Genomic DNA, 3,316 nt, shown 5'->3' with positions numbered 1-3,316 from the left:
CCCCACCGTAGATCGCCGGCACCGGCAGCCCGGCCTCGCGAAAGGTCCGCGAGAAGGAGAGGAAGGCGCGGTTCTCGAGCGGATCGGGCCCGGCGACGCCGATCGCCGTGCCCGCCGCGCCGTGGAAGCGCCAGAGCCGTCGCCCGGAGCCGTCGCCGTGCAGGACGGCCACGCGCTCGGGCAGGGCGCCGAAACGCTGCCGGTAGAGTCCGCGAAGTGCGGCCTGGGTGCCGTTTTCCATGTGCCGATACTGCGACAAGGCCGGCGTTTCGACAACGCCTTTGACGACCCGGCACGGGCGATGCAATCCTGGCCTCAGCGCGCCGCAGGGCGCCACCATCAGCAAGCGCGAGGAGCCCCCATGCCGCCATGCCGTCCCGTTGCCGAGCGTTCGGCCACCGCTCTCGCCGCCTGGTTCCGCGCGTCGCTTGCGCTGCTCCTGCTGCTCGGCTTGCTCGCCGGCTGCGCCGAGCAGGCAAGCAATCCTGTCGGCCCGCCCGATGACGATGACGACGACACACCCCAGCCCGTGCTCGCCTTTCCCGGCGCCGAGGGCTTCGGCGCCCAGGCCACGGGCGGTCGCGGCGGTCGCGTGATCAAGGTCACCACGCTCGCGGCCTCGGGACCCGGCAGCCTGCAGGAAGCGCTCGATCAGGACGAGCCGCGCATCGTGGTCTTCGCGGTATCGGGCGTGATCGAAGCCGATCCGATCCGCATCCGCCACGGCGATGTCACGATCGCGGGCCAGACCGCGCCCGGCGGCGGCATCACGATCCGCGGTCGGCTCTACGGCAGCGGAGGGATCAGCAACGTCATCGTTCGCCACCTGCGCATTCGGCCCGCCTTCGCGGGCGAGGGCGGCGGCTCCTACGACGGCGTGCAGCTCGTCGAGACGGGCCGCGTGATCTTCGATCACGTCTCGGCCGCCTTCGGCGTGGACGAAGTGATGGGCATCTTCACCGTGTGGGACGCGACGGTGCAGTGGTCGACGCTCAGCATGGCGGCGACCGAAGGCCACCCGGAGGGCGTGCACAACTACGGGCTGCTCGTCAATCGGCCGCGCGTGAGCCTCCACCACAATCTCTTCGCCCACAACGGCAACCGCAATCCAGCCTGCGGGCGGGGGCCGGCCGAGGTGAAGAACAACGTCGTCTACAACTTCAACCGCGGCTTCATCCACCACAACCCGCCCGCGGGGCAGTTCAGGATCGTCGGCAACTACTACAAGCAGGGACCGGAGGGCAGCGCGCGACCCTTCGTCTTCGACGACACGGCCGGCGAGGGCCTGGCCTACTACCTGGCCGACAACTTCATCGACGATCCGGGCGACTACCTCGGCATCGTCGACAATCCCTGGACGGACGCCGTCTACCTGGACATCTACGGTGGCCTCGGCAAGGGCGAGGAGTACCGCGCGAGGAGCGACTTCGACTTTGCGGCGGCCACTCCCGACTACATCGCGGTCACCACGCAGTCGCCGGCCGAGGCCTATGCGCAGGTGCTGGCCGAGGCCGGCGCCTGGCCGCGGGATGTCGTCGACCAGACGGTCGTCGAGGAGACCGAGCAGCGCACGGGCGAGTGGGGCGCGCGCATCCCCGCCGATCTGCTGGCAGGGCTCACGCCCGGCACGCCGCCCACCGACGCCGACGAGGACGGGATGGCCGACGCCTGGGAGAGCGCGCGCGGCCTCAGCCCCGCGGACCCGAGCGATCACGCGACCGTCATGTCCTCGGGCTACACGGCCATCGAGGACTACATCAACGGGCTGGCGGCTGCGCTGTTGCCCTGAGCGGTGACAATGCGACGTCGCGCAGCCCGCGACGGGAGGGGAGGGGATGGGATGGAGCAGAAGGAGTACCGCAAGCTCCACGCGGAGTGGTACGAGCTGGTCTCGGCAGCGACGGATCCGGACCCGGAAGTTGCGTACCTGGCAGCGAAGATTCGGGAGCTCGGGCAGCCGGCGCTGGAGCTGGGCAGCGGCACGGGCAAGATCCTGCTTCCACTCCTCGCGCAGGGCCTCGACGTCATCGGGATCGACACTTCCCCAGACATGACGGCCCGCTGCCTGGCCGCCGGCGCGGCGCAGGGCCTCCAGCCCGTGGTCCACGCGCAGTCGATGCTGGACTTCGCGCTGCCGAGCAGCTTCCGCACGATCATCCTCGACTCCGGCGGACTCGGGCTCTTCACCGAGGACCGGGACATCGCGGCCGCCTTCCAGCGCGTGATGGCGCACCTGGAGCTCGGCGGCCACTTCCTCTACGACTTCCAGCTCGTACCCGCCCACTACGAGGACAACGACCGCTGGACGGGCGACTGGATCTGCGCGTCCGACGGAGCCGTCCTCGCCTGGCGCAAGCAGATGCGGCACGACCCGGTCACGCACGTCTGGCGCTGGCTGCTCGTCGTCGAGAAGTTCGTTGACGGCCGGTTGGTGGAAACCGAGGCCAACGAGCGCTGGGGGCGCACGTACACGCTGGAGCAAGCACTGGGCTACGCCCGCGCCGCCGGCTTCGAGGACATTCGGGCGACGGACTGGCTGAGCGCCGACCCGCCGCAGGCGACCTCGAAGTTGATCTCGGTCCAGTGCCGCAAGCCGCGCGCTGCTCAGCCCGCCCTGCCGGCGCAGAGAGGGCCGCACTCCTCGTAGCGGCAGATCACGACCTGGTAGGGCGGCTCGTCTTGTACACGTGTACACTCCACGGCTAGCGCGCCTCGCGGCGTTTCGGCCGATAGTTCTTCACCACCTGCGCGTAGCGGCGTCCCCAGGCGCGCTCTTCCTCGCGGCGCAGGCGGACGTCCCGCCGCCGCGCGTTGGCCCGCGCTTCCTTCTCCAGCTTGCGCCAGTGGGCGAGCGCCTCGGGCTGCAAGCGGCCCGCGGCGATCGCTGCCTGCACCGCGCAGCCCGGCTCGCCCTCGTGCTGGCAATTGGGAAAGCGACTCTCGCGCCCTGCGGCGCCGCGCGTGAAACCAGCACCCGCGGGGGGCGATGGCGCGCTACGCGATCCGCGGCGGCGAAACGCGGTCGATCGGCGCGCACTGCCCACGGCCTGGTGGTCGTCCTCGGCTGCGGCCATACCGGGCTGATCAACACGCTGAGCCATGCGCTCGCCCTGCACGCAGGCGAGCGCCTGCACGCCGTGATCGGCGGCTTCCACCTCGGCGGCGCGAGCGAGGAGCGCCTCGCCCGCACGGCGCGCGGCGAGCCGGCTCCCCTAGCGGTCGGCGGGGACGGCGCCGCAGTCGGGCAGCCGCTCGCCGCGCAGGGTGACCATGAAGTCCTCGCCCTTGTTCCAGAGCTCGATCGTCGAGTCCGCCC

5 protein-coding genes are annotated in these 3,316 nt (G+C 71.0%); 3 read left to right on the top strand and 2 right to left on the bottom strand.

From position 1 onward, the window contains the following. Window positions 1–241: hypothetical protein (locus FJ251_14700; GenBank protein MBM4118953.1), on the bottom strand; the 241-nt coding region annotated here is incomplete at its 3' end. Window positions 242–529: 288 nt separating this feature from the next. Between FJ251_14700 and FJ251_14695 the strand changes: the two genes are divergently transcribed. Next, window positions 530–1,789: a pectate lyase precursor gene (locus tag FJ251_14695; protein MBM4118952.1), complete on the top strand. Its 1,260-nt coding sequence runs from the start codon at window positions 530–532 to the stop codon at window positions 1,787–1,789. A 9-nt stretch (window positions 1,790–1,798) separates the two neighbouring features. After that, window positions 1,799–2,647 (top strand): class I SAM-dependent methyltransferase, encoded by an 849-nt coding sequence (locus FJ251_14690; protein ID MBM4118951.1) that lies wholly within the window; start codon window positions 1,799–1,801, stop codon window positions 2,645–2,647. Window positions 2,648–2,702: 55 nt separating this feature from the next. On the opposite strand, the gene FJ251_14685 is transcribed toward FJ251_14690, so the two are convergent. Next, window positions 2,703–2,894 carry a hypothetical protein gene (locus FJ251_14685; protein ID MBM4118950.1) on the bottom strand — a complete coding sequence of 64 codons (192 nt, stop codon included), beginning with the start codon at window positions 2,892–2,894 and terminating at the stop codon, window positions 2,703–2,705. 92 nt (window positions 2,895–2,986) lie between these two features. Between FJ251_14685 and FJ251_14680 the strand changes: the two genes are divergently transcribed. Next, entirely contained in the window at window positions 2,987–3,268 is a 282-nt protein-coding gene (locus FJ251_14680; protein MBM4118949.1) for a hypothetical protein, read from the top strand. The last annotated feature ends 48 nt before the right edge of the window (window positions 3,269–3,316 follow it).

This window comes from bacterium, from assembly GCA_016873475.1.
Taxonomy (GTDB): Bacteria; Krumholzibacteriota; Krumholzibacteriia; order JACNKJ01; family JACNKJ01; genus VGXI01.
Note: the sequence above shows the minus strand (reverse complement) of the source record. Positions and strands in the feature narration are given on the sequence as shown.